Annotated in this window: 12 protein-coding genes; 5 read left to right on the top strand and 7 right to left on the bottom strand. The window is 63.7% G+C overall.

Annotation, left to right across the window (positions count from 1 at the left end; translation table 11 throughout):
• Window positions 1-19 precede the first annotated feature (19 nt).
• The 4 genes from plsB to PAN08_RS00505 form a co-directional block, all read right to left on the bottom strand.
• A complete protein-coding gene (gene plsB / locus PAN08_RS00520) occupies window positions 20-2647 on the bottom strand; it encodes a glycerol-3-phosphate 1-O-acyltransferase PlsB (protein ID WP_269789605.1) in 2628 nt (875 codons plus the stop codon).
• Entirely contained in the window at window positions 2647-3621 is a 975-nt protein-coding gene (locus PAN08_RS00515; protein WP_269789604.1) for a hypothetical protein, read from the bottom strand. The genes plsB and PAN08_RS00515 overlap by 1 nt, the downstream gene beginning before the upstream one ends.
• A 424-nt stretch (window positions 3622-4045) precedes the next feature.
• Complete coding sequence (pyrF, locus tag PAN08_RS00510; protein WP_269789603.1) at window positions 4046-4774, bottom strand: orotidine-5'-phosphate decarboxylase; 729 nt, start codon at window positions 4772-4774, stop codon at window positions 4046-4048.
• Entirely contained in the window at window positions 4771-5673 is a 903-nt protein-coding gene (locus PAN08_RS00505; RefSeq protein WP_269789602.1) for a 5'-nucleotidase, lipoprotein e(P4) family, read from the bottom strand. Before PAN08_RS00505 ends, pyrF begins: the two co-directional genes overlap by 4 nt.
• 137 nt (window positions 5674-5810) lie before the next feature.
• Here PAN08_RS00505 and PAN08_RS00500 point away from each other — a divergent pair, with 137 nt between their 5' ends.
• Window positions 5811-6482, top strand: coding sequence for a DUF480 domain-containing protein (locus PAN08_RS00500; RefSeq protein ID WP_269789601.1), 672 nt, complete (start codon window positions 5811-5813; stop codon window positions 6480-6482).
• Window positions 6483-6970: 488 nt separating this feature from the next.
• Window positions 6971-9190 (top strand): IgaA/UmoB family intracellular growth attenuator, encoded by a 2220-nt coding sequence (locus tag PAN08_RS00495; protein ID WP_269789600.1) that lies wholly within the window; start codon window positions 6971-6973, stop codon window positions 9188-9190.
• A gap of 115 nt (window positions 9191-9305) precedes the next feature.
• Here the strand turns inward: PAN08_RS00495 and PAN08_RS00490 are convergent, their stop codons facing one another.
• Window positions 9306-9581, bottom strand: a complete 276-nt coding sequence (locus PAN08_RS00490) for a hypothetical protein (protein ID WP_269789599.1) — start codon at window positions 9579-9581, stop codon at window positions 9306-9308.
• Window positions 9582-9963: 382 nt separating this feature from the next.
• Here PAN08_RS00490 and PAN08_RS00485 point away from each other — a divergent pair, with 382 nt between their 5' ends.
• Window positions 9964-11169 (top strand): DUF3667 domain-containing protein, encoded by a 1206-nt coding sequence (locus PAN08_RS00485; protein WP_269789598.1) that lies wholly within the window; start codon window positions 9964-9966, stop codon window positions 11167-11169.
• 201 nt (window positions 11170-11370) lie between these two features.
• Here PAN08_RS00485 and tmk read toward each other — a convergent pair whose 3' ends face one another.
• Window positions 11371-12054: a dTMP kinase gene (tmk, locus tag PAN08_RS00480; RefSeq protein ID WP_269789597.1), complete on the bottom strand. Its 684-nt coding sequence runs from the start codon at window positions 12052-12054 to the stop codon at window positions 11371-11373.
• A gap of 329 nt (window positions 12055-12383) precedes the next feature.
• Complete coding sequence (locus PAN08_RS00475; RefSeq protein WP_269791131.1) at window positions 12384-12848, bottom strand: hypothetical protein; 465 nt, start codon at window positions 12846-12848, stop codon at window positions 12384-12386.
• A gap of 197 nt (window positions 12849-13045) precedes the next feature.
• Here PAN08_RS00475 and PAN08_RS00470 point away from each other — a divergent pair, with 197 nt between their 5' ends.
• Entirely contained in the window at window positions 13046-15529 is a 2484-nt protein-coding gene (locus PAN08_RS00470) for a DEAD/DEAH box helicase (protein WP_269789596.1), read from the top strand.
• Entirely contained in the window at window positions 15526-16605 is a 1080-nt protein-coding gene (locus PAN08_RS00465; protein WP_269789595.1) for a ribonuclease H-like domain-containing protein, read from the top strand. Before PAN08_RS00470 ends, PAN08_RS00465 begins: the two co-directional genes overlap by 4 nt.
• Window positions 16606-16662: the final 57 nt, after the last annotated feature.

The following is a 16662-nucleotide window of genomic DNA, read 5'->3' as shown; positions in this document are numbered from 1 at the left end:
TTTGAATTTCAAACCGCTTTTACGAAACCGGCGGCTCCGCCGGCTTCACCGCTTCCGGGCTCACACGTTCGATGGTGTGGCGCAGTTCGCGGCCGAGGATGAATTTGGCGTCCTTGGCCCAGGCATCGAGACGGTCATCGAACAACAGCTTGCTGTTCTCGTCCGGCCACACCAGGCGCAGTTCGCGCATTTTCTGGATGAAGCCACGGAACAGGGATTTGTCGAAGAACTCCGGCGCAGCCGGTGCGTACAGCAGGCTCAGGCGCTGCGCGGCCTGTTGGCACAGGCTTTCCAGTTCGGCGGCGCCAAGCGTGCCCGGGCCGTTTTTCACCAGCACGGCGATGGCGATGTAATAACGCTCGAACGCCTGCTGCAGCGAGTGACCAATGGCACGCAGACGGAACACTTCATCGGTCTGGCCAGTGCTGCGCGCAAGCATGCCGCCGTCGTCCTCGCCCACGTGCTGCAGCAGACCTTCGCGCACGAACACGTTGATGGTCTGGTCGATGCGTGCGGCGAACTCGTCCTCGGTCCACGGCAGGAACAACTCGGCCTGCAGGAACGGATACAAACCACGCCCCAGGCGCAGCAAGCCACCACGGCTCATGCGGCGGTTGTTCTGGAAACAGCATGCCACCCACGACGATGCAGTGAACAGATGCAGGACGTTGTTGCGGAAATAACTCAGCAGTACCGCCGTGTCGCCACTGACACTCAACACATCGCCCAGCGGATGCTTGACCCGGGTGAGGACGTTGATTTCCTCGGCGTGGGCGATGATGCGCTCGGGCGAATGCGGGGTGACCGTAACGCGGTCGGAGTACGGCATTTCCACCAGCAGCTTCTTGCTCAACTCGATCTGTGCGATCAGGTCGGCCTCGCCCATGGCGTGCTTGGGCGTGGACAGCAACGCCAGCGCCAGCAGGTTGATGGGGTTGACGTCGGCAGCGGCGTTGACGTGCACATTGATGCGCTGCGCGAGCGTGTCGACGGTCTTCATCAACCAGGTCGGCTTCTCGTCTTCGGAGATCGGCCGGCCGTCCCATTCCGGGGCGTTCTCGGACAGCACGTCGGTCAGGGCGATGGGCTCACCGAAGTTCACCACCACCTGGCCGAAGTTCTGCTTGAGCACCTTGGGGATGCCCCACAACAGCGCCCAGATTGATTCTTTTTCCTTCGGCCGGCCGGTCAGCTCGTCCAGGTAGCTGTTGCCCTCCATCAGCTTTTCGTAGCCGATGTAGATGGGCTGGAACAGCACCGGCTTGCGCGGCTGGCGCAGGTACGCGCGCAGCGTCATCGAAATCACGCCACCCTTGGGCTGCAACAGGCGGCCGGTACGTGAGCGGCCACCTTCGACGAAGTACTCGATCGAATAACCGCCGGAAACCAGCTGCGCCATGTACTCGGAAAACACCGCCGAATACAGCGGGTTGCCGCGGAAACTGCGCCGTGCAAAGAACGCACCGCCCTTGCGCAGCAACGTACCCACCACCGGCAGGTTGAGATTGATGCCGGCGAAGATGTGCGGCGGCACGATGCCGCGGTCGTAGAGCAGGTAGCTCAGCAGCAGGTAGTCCATGTGGCTGCGGTGGCTGGGAACGTAGACGACTTCGTGCCCGGGCGCGGCTTCCTTGAACTTGTCCAGGTGGTGCACCAGCACGCCGGCGTAAATGCGGTTCCAGACGTGGCTGAGCATGAAACTGGCCGATCGCACCACCGGCGTGGAGTAATCGGCAGCGATTTCCCAAGCGTAGCTCTGCGCCTTCTTCCAGGCCTCAGTGGTCTTGGTGTTGTCGCGCTTGGCCTGGACGGCGATGGCTTCGCGCACCGAGTCCGATTCCAGCACCTTGTCCACCAGCAGGCGGCGGGTGGACAGATCCGGGCCGATGATCGATTCGCGTATGCGACGGAAATGGGTACGCAGCACGCGCTGCAGCTTGCGCACGGTGCGCTCCGGCTCCAGCCCCTCGTCCACGGTTTCACGCAGCGAAACGGGCGGTGCGAAGCGGACGATGGTGTCGCGGCCATTGAGCAGCACTGCCAGCAGGCGGCGGAAGCGGCCGACCAATGCCCAGTTTTCCGAGAACAACACGGCGAACCAGCCGCTCTGCTTGTCCGGGGCGCGGCCAACGAAGATCGACACCGGCACCAGGTGGATGTCCAGCGCCGGGTTGGCGCGGTGCGCCTGCAGCAGCTTGGCCAGCGAGTCAGAGTGGGTTTTGGCGCCACGCTGCTCGGGGATCAGCGCGCTGTTGCTGGAGCGTCGCGACAACGCCACGTAGGCGCGCTTGCGCCCGGTGGGGTCACCGGCCAGCGGTACCAATGGCGAGGGCAGGCCTGCGTCGCGACAGGCCTTGTCCAGGATGAGCGCGTTGGACAGACCGTAGTCCTCCAGCACGTACACCACCGGGCGGCCGTCGTTGTGTTCACCGGCTTGTTCGGGCTCGATCTTCAGGCCCAACCAGGGCTCGACCAACCTGCCGAGCAGGCGCGCCCACAGCGGGCGGCGGCCAGCGCGGGCGTGCGGTCCACGCGCGCCATGGCTCGGCACGATGGCAGCAGGAGAGGCGGCCGACGCGTTGGCGTCGTCCGGCGGAAGCAGTTCGCCCTGGTCGGGCTGGGATTTCTGTTTCGACATCGGCGCCATTATGGCTTAGCCGATGCGTCCGCGTTGCCCGGGGCATCCTGCACCGGTGCTTCGGAAAGTGCGGCTTCATCGGCAGCGGCCTGGGCCTTGGCTTGCTCAATGGCGCGGGCAGCGGCCAGCAGGGCGTCCACTTCGCTCACGGTGCGCGCCGGGTACCAATGCTTGTCCCGCCGTACCAACTCCAGTTGCATGTCCACCTCCTTGCCTGCCAGCGGGTACTGCACGCGCACGGTGGCGTTGTCGCCATTCTGGGAGATCAGACCGGTGCGCATCTGGCTGATGCTGTCATCCAGCACCAGCCCGTAGCTGGCCAGCACCTGCTTGATGGCGACAGCAAATGGCGCCAACTGCTGCAGGCTGGCGGTCATGCCAGCCGTCTGGAAGGCGGCTTCGCCCGCCAGGCCCGTGGCGCGGGCGGCGGCAGTGAGCGTGGCGATATTGGTTTTGGCCAGCTTGGGGTCGGACAACGGTGCGGCCTGCGCCCAACCACTGAGCGCGGTAACCAACTGCACGTAGTGCTCGCGTTCGCCCTGGCTGTAGTCACCTTGATGGGTGATGTACTGCACGCCAAACAGTTCCAGCGAATGCGCCGCCTGGCGCACGCTGGCAGCCTGCCCTTCCAACTGCGCCTTGAACATGCGCTGCAACTGCTGCTCGGCGTTTTTTTCCGAGAGCGTGGCCAACAAGCCGGGGAGTTTTTCATCCAGTGGCAGTTCGGTCAGCGGCCAGCGGCTATGGCCCTGCGCCCAAGCGGTTTCCAGCTCGGCGTATTGGGCCGGCGGCACTGCCGCACGGGCGTAGCCCACCAGGTCGTTGTCCTGCAGGTGTTTGGCCAGCTGGCGTACCGCCGCCGCGGGCTCGGTGGACGCGCCGGGCAGCGGCTCGGCATCGCGCCTGCAACCCATGAGCAGCACCGTCGTGCAGAGGGACAGCAGCACGAGGTGTTGGCAGGCACGTAATGGACGGCGTTGCATGGTGCGGCGATCCTCCCCAAGGGCCGAAGCATCTTGAGGCCAGCCTGATGACAGCGGCAAGCATGGCCGTCACGGTGGGGAAGGATGGGAGCCTTTGCGCTGGAAGCCCCTCTCCGGCAAGCAGGGGAGCGGAGGCGGGGATGGATGAAGCAATCAACCCGACCGTCCCGAGTTTCGCTGTAAAGCTCCCCTCATCCGGCACCTCCTCCTTAGACGGGGGAAGACAGGCGTGCCTGGGGCCTCGCCCCAGCGGCAGCCCCAAAAACCATCGAAAAAAAAGAGGCCGCCCCGTTACCGGTGACAGACCTCCTCAAGCCGGCACAAGGCCGGTGGACTGGTTTGACGCATCGCCGGCAGAGCCGGACGAGGGCTAGCCTACGCGCCGAATTCAGTTAAAGCAACACTTGATAAACAATAATGTAAGTTATTGATTTAACTTGAATGACTCTGCAATTTCCTGTTGGATCAGCCGTGCCGCAGCGCGCGGATCAGCGGCCAGGCGGATCGGCCGGCCCACCACGATGGCGTCGGCGCCGTCGGCAAATGCCTCGGCCACGCCCACGGTGCGCTGCTGGTCATCACCCACCGGGCCGCCGGGGCGGATACCCGGGCAGACGATGGAGAAACCGGCACCGGTCGCCGCGCGGATCGGCGCAGCTTCCTGGCCGGAGGCGATGACGCCATCGATACCGGCACGCTGAGCGGCCAGTGCGCGCTCCACCACCACGTCCACCGGCTCGCGGTCGATGCCCATCTGCGCCAGATCCGGGCGGCCCATCGAGGTCAGCACCGTCACCGCCAGCACCCGCATGTCTGACGTATTGGCCGCCGCAGCGGCTTCCATCATCGCCGGGTGCCAGCCGTGGATGGTGCAGTAGCTCACCGGCCATTGCGACAAACGGCGGATAACACCGCCGATCGTGGCAGGAATGTCGAAGAACTTCAGGTCGACGAACACGCGCTTGTCGCGCTTGGCCAGCGCGTCCAGCACCTCGAAGTAGTCACCCGAAGCCAGCAGCTCCATGCCGATTTTGTAGAACGATACCGAGTCGCCCAGACGGTCCACCCACTCGATGGCTTGCGCCTTGCCCGGCACGTCCAGCGCAAAGATCAGCTTCTCGTCATTGCGCAGCGGCAGCGGAGCGCGGCTCATCGAGCCACCTCCAGCGCGTCACGCTTGGCGGCGTTGCGCTTATCGGCCGGCAACGACCAGGCATTGTTGAACGATGCACCTTCCCAGCCGCCGTAGGTAGGGTTGGACAGAATCCACCAGCGCGAGCCGATCCAGCCCTGGTACTTGTCCAGCAGCGCATCACGCGTGGGCAGGGTGTTGTCTTCGACTTCAAGGAAATCGGTGAACTGGTCGCCCACCTGCATCAGCACGCGGTACTGCTGCGCCACTAACTGGCGGCGGCAGCCCTTCTCGCTGCCCACCTGCTTGCAGCCCGGCACGTCCATGCCCAGGCCCAGGTAGACGCTGTCGTCAGCCACCGGGAAGCCGACCTTGCGCAGGTTGGCCAAGGTGGCGTCCTTCATCGCCGCGGTGCGGTTGCTGATGTAGATCATGGTGACGCCCTTGGAGGCGGCCAGCTGGGCGAAGCGCACCGCACCGGGCACCGGCTCGGCCTTCTGCTCGTCCACCCATTCCGCCCAGGTGGCGTCGTTGTAGCTGCTGCCGTCACGCACCAGACGCGCCTGATACGGCGAGTTGTCCAGCACGGTCTCGTCCACGTCCACCACCACGGCCGGCTTCAATTTGCCCGACTGGTGGTTGCCGCCCTCTTCTGGCAGCAGCGCGGTCCAGGTCGGATCGGCCAGCGCGCGGTCGAGCTGCTCGCCGGCCAGCAACCAGGTCTGCAAGGCGCTGGCGCGGTATTCCTGCGAACGCTGCACCCATAGCACGGCATTGAGATTGTCGTTGGCACCATTGGCCGGCGCGGCCGCAACCGGGGCCGGCGGCGGAGAAACGCGCGTCAGGCGGTCGGACGAACTGCAGGCGGCCAGTGACAACACGGCGCCGGCAAGCAGGGTGAAGGCAGGGAATCGGGACATGGGAACTACCAGGAGTCTTCCAAAAACCGGGCAAGTTTACCGGCTCCCCGCCGTGCCCGCCCCCGCTGGCGGTCCGGCAGGCGGGGCCGGCCAGCGAACCAGCTATCCTTGCGCCCCCGCGTGACGGAACAGCAGCAATGACCGACGACAGCCAGCAAGCCCCCAATTTCCCCCTCCTCGACGCTGCCCAGGCGCGCGCGCTGGGCTGCCTGATCGAGAAGGAAGCGACCACGCCGGACGCCTACCCGCTCACCGTCAACGCCACCCAGGTAGCGGCCAACCAGAAAACCGCGCGCGAGCCGATGATGAATCTGGACACCGGCAAAGTGCAGCACGCGCTGCGCCAGCTGGAGAACATGGGCCTGGCGCGCCAGCACTTTTCCTCGCGCGCTGATCGCTATGAACACCTGGCCGGCATCAAGCTCGACCTATCGCGCCAGCGCGTGGCCCTGCTCGGATTGCTGTTGCTGCGCGGCCCGCAGACCATCGGCGAGCTGAGCACCCGCAGCGAGCGCATGGCCAAATTCGCCGACACCGCCGACCTGCGTCACCAGCTCGAACGCCTGCAGCAGCGCGGCCTGGTCGTACAACTGCCGCGCGCCGGTGGCCAGCGCGAAGACCGTTACATGCACCTGATGTGCGGCCCGCTGGATATGGACGCACTGGCCGAAACCTATAAATCGTCATCGGCTGCAGCAGGCGCTGCGGCGGACAACAGTGCGCTGGAAGCACGCGTGCAGCAGCTGGAAGCGACCGTAGCGGAGTTGCAGGAGCAGCTGGCGGAGTTCAAGGCTGCGTTTGGCGGTTGAGCTGCGTCGCTCGATAACGCCGAACAACCACGCGGGGCCGCAACGGTCTCGCTTTCGCACCCTTCCTTTTGCAAAGCGAAGGGGCAGGATTGGGGAAAAAGCCGCCCGTTTGCAGCGGCAACCTGCAGCGATTGCATTGCTGCGCCTGTGATCGCTCCCCAAGCGGGCAGATAACGCAGATTTCACGGCAAGAAGGCCGTTCCTACGCCCGCAATCAGGCGCCAGCCCCACGTTCTCCTGCGTTTTGATAAAGCGCAGGCAGCTATCCCTGCGACCGGCAGGGACAAGCGCCAAATCACAATTGCGCTCTGACGATTGCGCTTCAAGTCACTCCATGCGTTGCTGCTCACTACCCGGTCATGCAGACTACAGCCGCTACGAGCTGCTCCATCGGAGGGAGCTATGCCTGACATGACGTCACGCGCCCAGGGCGCATTGCTTTTTTCTTTGCCATCACGGCCCCGCCCCAATAACCATGGGCGCGCGGCATGAACACCATGATCATGGTGTTCAATATTGCGGTTCTGGTTGCCGCGTTGATCAGCGCCATCACCTACTGGTCTCGTCGCGGCGAAGACCGCGACGCATTGCAGGCGCTACGCGAGACACCATCGTTTCGCACGCTGGACGAGGATGAGCGCCAGGCGTTGGAGCCAATGCGGCGAACGCTGCAGGTCAACTTCGTCAGCGGCCAGGTGCACCGTCTTAGCGGCAGCTACGCAAGGCATGGGTTATCGACCAACGGCGGCGAAACCATGCACGACACGATTGGTGGCGTGGAAGTACTGCTCCCCTATGACGCCCTGTCCTTTCTGGATGTTCACAACGAGGCCGAAGTTGTCGTCACCGCCAAGTTGGCCATCGTGGTTCGGCTCAACGATTTCCATGTGGTGGAAGGGTACAAGCGTCACCAGGAGCAGCACGCCAAACAAAGTGCGTGGGAAGCAGGTCATACCATGCCAGCCTCACCGGCCATGGCAGAGATGTCAGCGGCCAACGCTGCCCAAACAGGCCCTCAAAACACTGCGGCTGTAGAAGCGACAGACACCAACCAAACACTGGGGGCTGTTGAGATACTGGCGCAGCGCAAGGAGAACGCTGAGGAGATTGACGAGCGTCGCAAGGAAGACAAGGGCTTCCTTCCCGCAGTCCTGTGGCTGGCAAGTTTCCTGCTGTTATGGTTTGGCAGCATCGGGCTTTTCAGCTGGGGGCTAACCTTGCTGCTGGCCAGCATCCCCGTGGGATTGGCAATGTGGCTGTCCAGAAAGCCGGCAACCCAATCCGAACGTCCCGGTAACGTCAATCAGGTCCGTGGACCACTAACCGTTGTCGACACGGTGTCGCACAAGGGCAATCACGACGGAACGCTTCTTTTTCTGGGTGACTCCGAACCTTTGGATATGCCTGGCCATTGGTTGCTTTCCGGCCGCATTCCCTTCGGTGAAGTTCTGCATATGGATATCCGTACGCGAGACCTCCGCGTATTGGGTCTGGGCAAGGGCTGGTCATTGGCCGATGAGCAACGCCGATTTCCAAAGGTGCGCTGGCATCGGAATGTCACCTTGCTCGTGGTCGCAGTACTCGGCATGTTCCTTGCCGTGCTAAACAGCAATGGTCTTGCCCATGACGTACCGCTCGCGTGGCATAGCGTGTTTTCTGGCGAAACACGCACCGACAATTCGGCGGCGTCCCTGCTGCAGAATCCGCCCCACCCTGGGGACCGCATCCAGGTACAAGGCCAGGCATATTGCGAACTGGCACTGACTGAACTGACAGGCAGCACGGAAGTGGTGGTGCTGCCAGATTGCAGCCGCGTCCGCTGGGGCGCACAGCCCGTGAATCTACCGGAGGTCAACTTACCTGAAGCCATTGCAAAGCTCGGGCACCCTGATTTTCTGGAGGCAATCAATGACCCGAGAGCGGCATTGGCCGAGTTGGTAGTTCCGCTTGGCGATGACTCGCTTGATGCCTACTTGGTCCGGCAGAACAAGCCCAACATGATTCTCTTCGGGCTGTCCGACATGATCGACTCGGCGGAGCAAGCCTGCAAAGCAGGCCTTGAGGATTGTCATGGGCTGCAACGCGAGTTGGTAGAAGCTCTCGGTGCGCGCATGAACGATGGTTCCAACGTTGCATTGAATACTTGGCCATTGCTGGCACGTGAGCTACGCAACCTGGCCGAAACCGATGATGACTTCGTGGGCATGCGAGCGAGCGATGTTGATGCGCTTCGCAGCGTCGCGCAGAGGCATGCCAATCAGTATCTACTGCGGAAACTGCAGGAATTGGCTCCGCACTTGTTGTCCATGCAGCAGGCCGGCGTGGTGTTGATCGCACCACACGACCTCCAGATCAACACCCCGCAACTCCCCACTTACCCATCATCCACTGACATAAGCGACTTGTCAGAGCACTGGGAGTTGGCCCGCACGTTTGCCGCCAATCCGGTGCCTTTCGAGATCAATGGCTTGATCATTGACCGTTATGAGGAGGCAGGCGGTTTACGTCTGGAGATAGACACCTCGACCGTGAGGGACCCCGCCGGGGAGTCAGTGATCAACAGCCTATGGTTCCTGCTGGCCGCACTACTGGCGTGCTATCACGGCGTGTTGCTGTACCTGCGGCTCGGCCAGGCCCGCAAGCGGGCTGCCGCGTTGGAGGAGGATCTGCGCCAACGCCCGGTGCCCGGCGCTGCGGTCAGCATCTAACCAAAGATGCCCGGCAAAGGCCTGCGAAGACCCATGCCGGGCATCATTGCTGCCGGGATTTCGCTCCGCTCCATCCAGCCCACGGTTGGCTTTGAGCTGGGCCGCTTCAAGCCTTCTACAGAAACAACACCAACGCCATCAGGCCGTTGATGAGTGTGCCGACGTAGCCCATCCATTCGCGGCTTTCCTTGCGCCAGCGTGAGGCGATGCCAAGGCAGGTGCCGATCACGCCGCCGCCGATGGTGATGATCAACCCGGCGGCCAATTTCTCCAGCCCGCCATGGATCACCGATACGGCGATGAAGCCCACCACCAGCGAGACCAACGGCATCAGCAGCGACATCAGGCCCAGCCGATGCGAGCGTTGCGGGGATTGTGGGGCGACGTCCATGGGCAGGCGGTGTCCTTGTGGTGTGCGGTACACGGTACGGCATGCGCAGGGACGGCTTCCAGCATGATCGGGTTGGTATTGAGATGACTGTATTGATCAGCGGTGGATTGGATTGATGGGCGTGGGGTGATCGTTGGTGAGTGGTGGCATCAGGGGGTTGGAGCGGTAACAGGTCTAGATCAAAAGCGCCCTCACCCCAACCCCTCTCCCGCTTGCGGGAGAGGGGCTCCAGCTCCAACTCCAGCTCCAGTTCCAGCTCCAGCTCCAGCTCCAGTTCCAGCTCCCGCTCCACCTTCCGCATCGGCTTTGAGACCTGATGCTGAACACCGCTGGCAAACACCGTTATCGTATGCGGCTTCTGTCAGCCGCCTGCCGTTCGCCAATGAGCCAGACCGACGCTTTGCCCGTTACCGAGCAACACGCTGTTACCGAAGATGCGCCGCACCGCCATGGCGCCTGCGACAACTGCCGTACCGCGCTGCATGGCCATTACTGCCACGCTTGCGGGCAGTCGGCGCACAACCCGCTCAAGCACGTCGGCCATGCGATCGAGGAGGTATTTGAGTCGTTCTGGCATCTGGACGGGCGCATCTTCCGCACCCTGCGTGACCTGTTGGTGCCCGGCCGGGTGGCGGTCAACTATCTCAAAGGCCACCGCGTGGGCTATGTGCAGCCGCTGCGGTTGTTCCTGATCCTCACCCTGTTCACCTTCTTCGTCGGCAAACTGACGCTGCATGCCGATGATTTCAATGTGAGCGGCGGCGATGCGGCTTTTGCAACAGCCAAGACCACTGCGGAAGTGGAGACACTGCGTGCCGCGCAAGTGGCGGCCATCGAGAGCCAGAAGAGCGGTTCGCCCACCGCTGCCGCAGGCCTTGCCATCGCCGTGGCCGCATTGAATACCGCTGCCGCGCAGCGAACGGCCGAACTCAACGAACAAGCGCAAGTGGCAGCAACCAGCACGACGGAATCGGCCATGACGCGCGCGGCACAGGCGGCAGCGCGCGCCTCCGGCAAACAGCAGGACCGCGCCTTCAATTACCAGATCAACGGCAAACCCTGGGATCCGGAAACCAACCCGGTGGTGTTCACCCGCACGCCGCAGTTCTTCAACAACTGGATCAACCGTCGTCTGGCAAATGCCAATGCCAATGTGGAGCGCATGGGCAGCAAGACAGACCTGTATATCCAGGCCATTCTCACTGCCCTGCCCGGCGCGCTGTTCTTCCTGATGCCGTTGTTCGCACTGGTGCTGCGCGTGGCGTATCTCGGTCGCGGCATCGGCTACCTGGAGCACCTGGTGGTGGCCCTGTACAGCCATGCCTGGCTGATGCTGGTGTTGTTGGCAACATTCGTGACGATCGGCATCACTGGCGCCATCGGCAACCCGGTGGTCAACGTCATTGGTGACTGCATCTACGTGGCGCTGTGGCTGGGCGTGCCGGTCTATCTGCTGTGGATGCAGCAGCGCGTGTACGGCGGGCGCTGGTGGGTGACACTGCCGCGCTACCTGTTCATCGGCAGCATTTATTTCTGGCTGGTGGTGTTTGTGGTGATGTACGCGGCGCTGGCCGGCGTTTCTTCGTAGCGCTGCGTGGGTCGAAGGCAGCAGGAACGCGGATTTTCACGCGTTCTTCTGCCCGGCCGCGCAAACAACAACCGCGTTGCAAGCGCCCTCATCCGCCCTTTCAGAACACCTGCACTCGGCACCTCCCTGTGCCTCACGCTTCGGGCGACTTCACCGTGCAGTTCGGCGTCCTGCCGAACTGTCTTCCGCACGCGTCGTGACTCAGCGTATGTCTGCTGCCGTCAGGCGCGCGATCTTGCGAGTGGTCTCCGCTGCGTCATCACTGCCGTCTTCAATACGCGTAGCCAATGCCTCGGCAATAGCGGCATGCGCGACGCGAAGCACCTGGGCTTCGTTCTGGCTGGCGTCGACGACGTGTTTGTGGGGCAGGTCCAGCTGCTGGAAGATCACCCGGCAGCGCTCCAGGTTCTGCGCGGTCTCGAAGTGATTGGGCTTGTCGCCGCGGGCGCGGATGCGCGCCAGGCCCTGCTCCGGGGCCAGGTCCAGCAAGAGCAGCAGATGCGGGCGCGGGGCGAAGTCGTTGGCGTGCAGCATCTCGTCCAGTGGCAAACCGGCAGCGCCCTGGTAGGCCACCATTGACGGGAAATAGCGGTCCAGGATGACCACCTCACCACGCGCGAGCGCTGGCTGGATGACGTCCTCGACGTGCTGGCGACGGTCATGCAGCAGGAATTCGACTTCCTGCTCCGGGCTCAGGCGGCCGGTGGCGGCGCTTTCGCGCAGGCGCGTGCCCCAGGGGCCATTGGTCGGCTCCTTGCCCAGCACGACCGTGGCACCTGCGGTTTCCAGGACACGGGCCAGTGCGTGCGCAAGGGTGGTTTTGCCAGCGCCATCAATGCCTTCGATGGCGATGAGCAGGCCGCCGGGAATCTGTTCTTTAATCATGGCGGCTACTTTAAACGCATGGGCTTGATTGCACACGGATAGAAGGCGCCTTGGCTGGAGCCCGTGCGCATTCCGAAACACGGTCTGATTCGGGCCGAAGCTTGGCAGGGATTACCAATGCCGGATTCCCTACTCTTCTCCCGCGAGCGGGAGAAGGTGCCCCGCAGGGGCGGATGAGGGTGCGCTTTTGCTGCTTTCCGAAGCTTCGCGTCTACTTCGGACCTGCCTGCGATTCAGTCATTTGAGCTGATCTCGATCTGCCCTCACCCCAACCCCTCTCCCGCTCGCGGGAGAGGGGCTTTAGAGCACTGCCACGCTTCCGGCTCCCCTCACCGCTCCTCTTCCACGCAATCGCCGGCCTCGCAGAACGCAGCGGCACGGCGTTGCTGCTGCTCGGTCAGCTCCGGGGGCGGCCGGGCGATGGCCGACTGAATCTGGTCGCGGCCATTGGTGAGCTTGTGCAGGCCCTTGGCGGCCGCCATCAGCCCGTAGTTGATGCCCATCATCAGGTAACCACCGCTCATGCTGACCTGCTCGGGCGTGGGCGGCTCGCTCCAGGATTTGCTGAAGCGGTTGGATTGGGCCTGGACCGGGTTCTTGAAGCGGTACAGGTCCAGCGGCTCGTCCTCCTCAGGCTTGAGCGCGCGCACTTCGCCCAGCGTGGTGACATTGCCGTCAGCCTGAGTGGGCGGCGGCAGTGTGTCCTGCGCCACCTCGGCCTGTGCGGCGGTGTCGACCACCGGCACCTGTGCCGGCGGCACCTGCTGCGCCTGCGCCATGCCCGCCAGCATCATGCCGGCCACCATTGCTCCCTGCCATCCACGCACCATTGCTGCTGCCACCCTGTCTCGTGTCCCGTTCAAAGCTTACGGATCTGGGCTTCAGATTTCGTTGTGCGAGCGCATGCGTTCAGTCAACAGCCGTAAACCTGTCTCACAACCTGAGACCCATGTGTGCTTCCATGCCCATCCTTTGATCGGCAGTTGCGTGCATGGCGTTCTCCCTCGCTCCCCGCACCGAAGCCAGCGAACGGGCGCTGGCAACCACCGACGGCCTGCCTTCGCGTGACGGCTCGCTGCTGGGCAAGCGGCTGGCCAAGCGTTACAGCGACCGCGTCACCGGCAGCTTCACCGTGCCCGGCCGCGAAGGCCGCTATACGCCGATCCCCGACGATGTCCCCGAGGCACTGAAAGCCGCCCTGAAAGCCCGTGGCATCGAGCAGCTGTATTCGCACCAGGCCGAAGCGTGGGATGCCACCCAGCGCGGCGAGCACGTCGCCATCGTCACGCCCACCGCGTCGGGTAAATCGCTGTGCTACACGCTGCCCGTGGTGAGTGCGGCGATGCAGGGCAATGCCAAGGCGTTGTATCTGTTCCCGACCAAGGCGCTGGCGCAGGACCAGGTGGCCGAGCTGCTGGAACTCAACCGCGCCGGCGACCTCGGCGTCAAAGCCTTCACCTTCGATGGCGACACCCCCGGCGATGCGCGACAGGCGATCCGCCTGCACGGCGATATCGTGGTCAGCAACCCGGATATGCTGCATCAAGCGATCCTGCCGCATCACACCAAGTGGGCGCAGTTTTTCGAGAACCTGCGTTATGTGGTGATCGACGAAATCCATACCTATCGCGGCGTATTCGGCAGCCACGTCACCAACGTGATCCGCCGGCTCAAACGCATCTGCGCGTTCTACGGCGTGCAACCCCAATTCATTCTGTGCTCGGCCACCATCGGCAACCCGCATGCGCATGCCGAGGCGCTGGTGGAAGAACAGGTGCATGCGATCACCGAATCCGGCGCGCCCAGCGGGCCCAAGCACGTGCTGCTGTGGAACCCGCCGGTGATCAACCCGGACCTGGGCCTGCGCGCCTCCGCACGTTCGCAGGCCAACCGCATCGCCCGCATCGCGATCAAGAGCGGCTTGAAGACGCTGGTGTTCGCGCAGAGCCGGTTGATGGTGGAAGTGCTGACCAAGTACCTGAAGGACATCTTCGACAACGACCCGCGCAAGCCGGCGCGCATCCGCGCCTATCGCGGCGGCTACCTGCCCACTGAGCGTCGCGAAGTGGAACGGGCAATGCGTGCCGGTGACATCGACGGCATCGTCAGCACCTCGGCACTGGAGCTGGGTGTGGATATCGGCGCGCTGGACGTGGTGGTGCTCAACGGCTACCCGGGCAGCGTCGCGGCGACCTGGCAGCGCTTCGGTCGCGCCGGTCGGCGCCAGCAGGCTGCGCTTGGGGTGATGGTCGCCAGCAGCCAGCCGCTGGATCAGTACGTGGTGCGGCACCCGGATTTTTTCGCCAATGCCACGCCTGAGCACGCACGTATTTCGCCGGACCAGCCGTTGATCCTGTTCGATCACATCCGCTGCGCGGCCTTCGAGCTGCCGTTCATGAGTGGCGAGCCGTTCGGCCCGATCGATCCGCTGGTGTTCCTGCAGGCGCTGGCCGAGACCGAAGTGATCCATCAGGAAGGTGACCGCTGGGAATGGATCGCCGACAGCTATCCCGCCAACGCGGTGAGCCTGCGCGCGGTGGCCGATGGCAACTTCGTGGTGGTGGACCGCAGCGACGGCAAGCAGAAGATCATCGCCGAGGTGGATTACTCCGCCGCCGCGCTCACCCTGTACGAAGGCGCCATCCACATGGTGCAGAGCACGCCGTACCAAGTGGAGCGGCTGGACTGGGAAGGCCGCAAGGCCTACGTCACCCGCACGCATGTGGATTACTACACCGACAGCATCGACTACACCAAGCTCAAGGTTCTGGACCGCTTCGATGGCAACGCTGCCGGGCGCGGTGATTCGCATCACGGCGAAGTGCATGTGGTGCGGCGCGTGGCCGGCTACAAAAAGATCCGCTACTACACGCACGAAAACATCGGCTATGGCCCGGTCAACCTGCCGGATCAGGAACTGCACAGCACCTCGGTCTGGTGGCAGTTGCCGCAAGCCACGCTGTTGCGCAGCTTCGCGCAGAAACAGGATGCGCTGGATGGCTTCCTCGGCGCGGCCTATGCGCTGCATATCGTCGCCACGGTGGCGGTGATGGCCGATGCGCGCGACCTGCAGAAAGCGGTGGGCAATGGTGACGGCGCGTGGTTTGCGGTAGCCGATCAAACCGGCCGTGGCCAGCTGCGTGGCAACGAAGGTGGCGAAGCCGTCGTGGAACTGATGCAGAGCTTCGTCCCCACCGTTTACCTGTACGACAACTTCCCCGGCGGCGTGGGCCTGAGCGAACCGTTGTGGCAACGTCAGGGTGAGTTGGTACAGCGCGCGCGGGAGCTGGTGGAACGCTGCGACTGCACGGCCGGTTGCCCGGCCTGTGTGGGCCCGGTGCTGGCCGCGCAGGAAGAAGGCGACGGCATCACGCCGCGCTCGCTGGCACTGCGGGTGTTGTCGCTGTTGTCGGCCGAGCATTGCGAGCAGGTGCAGGACGTTGCGTTGGATGAGGCGCTCGACCTGCTGCCATGAGCATCAGCCTGGACAAGCTGAAGGCATTGCGGAAGCAGGCCGGACATGCGGAAAAACCCGCTCCGGCTGCCCCAGTCGCGATGCCAGTGGCAGTGAACACCGAAGCGAAGGCGGTGATTGCGCCCGGTTCTTCACCGGCGTCGGACGCCGTGTCAGCTTCACGACCGAAGCCGCTTCCACAGCGCCGGGAAACTCCAGCTGCGCGTGAAGATTCTGCCTTCGACTGGGTAGAAGATATCCAGCACAAGCCAACGGCACCGGTACGCCGCGCACAGGATGGCGATGCCCTGCGGCGTTTGTTGGCCACACGCAATCGTGCCGTTGCACCGTCGCTGCGCGCTGAGCGCAATGGCCCGGTGGATCGCGACCTACCCGGTACCGAGATTGCCCCCGGCCTGCATCTGATTGAAGCGTTCCTGCCGCAGGCAATTCCAACGCAGCCACTGTCGTTGGCTTTCAGCAAGCGCCCGGATGACGTAGTTCAGCCGCAGAACGTGCTGTTCTTCGACACCGAAACCACCGGTCTGGCCGGCGGCACCGGCACGCGTGCCTTCATGATTGGCGCGGCCGATTGGTACCAGGACAGCGCGCGTGGCGAAGGCTTGCGCGTGCGTCAGTTGTTGATGTCGACCATGAGTGCCGAGAGCGCGATGCTGGCCGTGTTTTCCGGCTGGCTGTCGGCATCCACGGTGCTGTCCAGTTACAACGGCCGCAGCTACGACTCGCCTTTGCTTAAAACCCGCTATCGGTTGGCGCGACGTGGCGATCCCATTTCTGTGCTCGACCACGTGGATCTGCTCTATCCCACGCGCCGCCGCTATCGCGGCACCTGGGAGAACTGCCGGCTTGCCACCATCGAGCGCAACCTGCTGCAGATTGCCCGCGAAGATGACCTGCCCGGCTCCGAAGCACCTGCGGCATGGCTGGGTTATCTGCGCGGTGGCAGTGCGCGCAACCTGCGCCGTGTGGGCGAGCACAACCATCAGGACGTGGTGACGTTGGCGCAGCTGTTCCTGCGGCTGGTGCAGGCGGAAGCGGATGAGCGCGCCGAGTTGGCATTGCTGCCGGAGAACTGACAACGGCGTTGCGGGTATCTCTTTTTGCTCTCGCCTTTTGCCCCTTGCCCATCAAGG

It is taken from the genome of Stenotrophomonas sp. Iso1 (assembly GCF_027497995.1).
In the GTDB taxonomy this organism is placed as follows: Bacteria; Pseudomonadota; Gammaproteobacteria; order Xanthomonadales; family Xanthomonadaceae; genus Stenotrophomonas.
Note: the sequence above shows the minus strand (reverse complement) of the source record. Positions and strands in the feature narration are given on the sequence as shown.